The following is a 3,110-nucleotide window of genomic DNA, read 5'->3' as shown; positions in this document are numbered from 1 at the left end:
CACCGTCCCGGTCACCCCCAACGGCAAACTCGACCGCCGCGCACTACCCGCACCCGACCTCACCGGAGCACTCACCGGCGGACAACACCCCACCACGGTCACCGAAACCACCCTCGCCACCGTCTTCGCCGACATCCTGCACCTGCCCACCGACACCCCACTGTCGATCGACGACGACTTCTTCCGCCTCGGCGGCGACTCCATCTCCTCCATCCAGGTCGTCACCGCAGCCCGCCGCGCCGGCATCACCATCACCGCCGCCGACATCTTCACCCACCGCACCATCAGCGCCCTGGCACGAATCGCCGACACCCACACCCAGACCCACACCGAAACCGGACCCACCACCGTCACCACCGCACCACTGCAACCCATCGCCGCCCGCTACGTAGACCGACCCGGCTTCGACCACTTCACCCAATCCTTCGTCTTCACCACCCCACCCGACCTCACCACCGACACCCTCCACCGAATCCTCACCCGCGTCATCGGACATCACCCGACCCTGCAGGGCCGCCTCGACATCGACAACTCCGGCGCACCACACTTCACCGGCGCCGCCACCCCGATCGAGGTCACCGCCCGACTCGACACCACCGAATTCACCGACGGCTGGTCCGGACCGCGCTGGCCTGCATACGTCACTGCCGAGACGACACGGCTCTCCGGGCAACTCGATCCGACGAACGGGATTCTGTGGCGCGCCCTGTGGTGCACCCACTCCGGTGACACCAACCCCAACGACACCGACTTCGGTGACACCACCGGCCGCCTCGTCATGGTCATCCACCACCTCGCCGTCGACGGAGTCTCCTGGCGCATCCTTCAAGACGACCTCGCACACGCCTGGGCACTCGAAACCGGCGCCACCGAAGACGACCTGCTCCCCGCCGGAACCTCCATCACCACATGGACCCACGCACTGACCGAACGCGCACGCGACCCCCACCTCACCGACCAACTCGAGCACTGGAACACCGTCGCCGACGCCACACAGCCTCTCTTCGGCGAGCGGAGCGTCGACCCGGAGCGCGACACTCACGCCACAACCGGACAGATCGAGGTCACGGTTCCCGCCGACCTCACCGCTACCCTCATCGGCGACATCACCACCGCCCTCTCGGCGAGCGTCGAAGACATCCTCCTCACCGCACTGGGCATCGCGACCTGCACATGGCGCGCACGCCACGGCCTCGAGCCACGCCCGGTCACCATCGGCATGGAAGGCCACGGCCGCCAAGAAACCCTCGTCCCCGGAGCAGACCTCTCCCGCTCGATCGGCTGGTTCACCACCTGGTACCCGATCCTCGCCGACCTCACCGACCTCGACCCGATCGACACCATCACCGACCCCACCCTCGCCGCCGACGCCGTACTACGCATCAAAGACACACTCGCACGCGTCCCGGACCGCGGCATCGGCTACGGCATACTCACCCACCTCAACACCGAAGCTGCTCTCCCACAGAACATTCCGGACATCGGATTCAACTACCTTGGTAACTTCACCAGCGGCACAGCTGGTGACCGCTCCTGGACCAGCGCCCCCGAAATCCCGGGCATCCGTGGACACGTGCCCGCAGAGCTTCCCGCCGCCGCAGTTGTCGACGCCAACATCGCCGCGGTGTCGGACGCCGACGGCGCGACCGTCTTCGACGGTTCCTTCGCCTACGCCGAGAAAATTCTCACCACCGAACAAGCACACGAACTCGTCCAGTTGTGGACAGCCACGCTGCGATGCCTCGCCGCCTACACCGGCCGCAGCCGACGCTCACTGACCGACTTCACCGCCACCGGTCTCACCTACAACGATGTCACCGCATGGGAAGAGCGTTACGGCGACCTCACCGACGTCCAACCACTGACACCACTCCAACACGGCATGGTTTTCGAATCCATGCTCGGCGCTGTGTCCGGTACCGACGTGTACCTCACCCACACTGCGGTGACGGTGACCGGGCTGCTCGACTTGGACAGGCTCCGCATCGCCCTTGATCGACTCACGGACACACACCCCAACCTCAAGGCCGCGATCACACCCGCTGCGAACGGCGAATACGTCGCAGTGATCCCCACCGATGCCACCGTCACTCTTTCGCATACCGATATCGATACGTACGACACGGACGCGATCGCGGCGATCATCGACGCAGACCGGACGATCCCGTTGGCGCTCGACGAGGCGCCGTTGATGCGCGTCACCGCGGTCACGACCGCAGCCGACCAGCACACCCTCATCCTGACCGTCCACCACGCCATCACCGACGGCTGGTCCACCCCGCCCCTGATCGCCACACTGCTCCGCACCTACAACAACCCCACCACACCCGCACTCCCCGACACCACCTACCCGAGCTTCCTCCACTGGCTCACCCACCACGACCACACCACCTCACTCGACACCTGGAACACCGCCCTCGCCGACGTCACCGAACCCACCCTCATCGCCACCACCGACGCAGCCACCACCGACACAGCACAACCGATCGAACTCACCCACACCATCGACCCCATCCTCACCGACCAACTCCACACCCTCGCCCGCACCCACAGCACCACCCTCAACACCGTCCTCCACACCGCCTGGGCACTGACCCTGAACGCCATCACCGGACAACCCACCATCACCTTCGGCGCCACCGTCTCCGGACGACCCGCCCACATCGACGGCATCGACACCGCCGTCGGCATGTTCCTCAACACCATCCCCACCCCCGCCCACCTCGGCCACAACCCCACCGTCGGCGAACTCCTCGACCAAATCCACCACCACAACACCACCGTCCTCGACCACCACCACACCCCACTACCGGACCTGCACCACCTCACCGGACTCCCCGCCCTCTTCGACACCCTCCTCGTCTACGAGAACTACCCCATCGACGACAACAACACCGCAGTGGACGACGACCTCACCGTCACCTCGGTCGACATCCACGACTCCACCCACTATCCCCTCACCCTCGGCATCCTGCCCACACCCACCCACATCACCATCGAACTCTCCTACCAACCACACCGCATCACCCACCACACCATCACCACCCTCACCACACTCCTCGACACCGCCCTACACACCCTCGCCACCGCACCCCACACCCGAATCGCCG

At 65.8% G+C, this 3,110-nt stretch carries 1 protein-coding gene; it reads left to right on the top strand.

Annotation, left to right across the window (positions count from 1 at the left end; all coding sequences use genetic code 11):
- Positions 1 to 3,110, top strand: a 3,110-nt coding sequence (locus H292_RS28425) for a condensation domain-containing protein (RefSeq protein WP_037188332.1), incomplete at both ends; no start/stop codon positions are given.

The organism is Rhodococcus sp. 114MFTsu3.1 (genome assembly GCF_000383555.1).
In the GTDB taxonomy this organism is placed as follows: Bacteria; Actinomycetota; Actinomycetes; order Mycobacteriales; family Mycobacteriaceae; genus Rhodococcoides; species Rhodococcoides fascians_E.
Note: the sequence above shows the minus strand (reverse complement) of the source record. Positions and strands in the feature narration are given on the sequence as shown.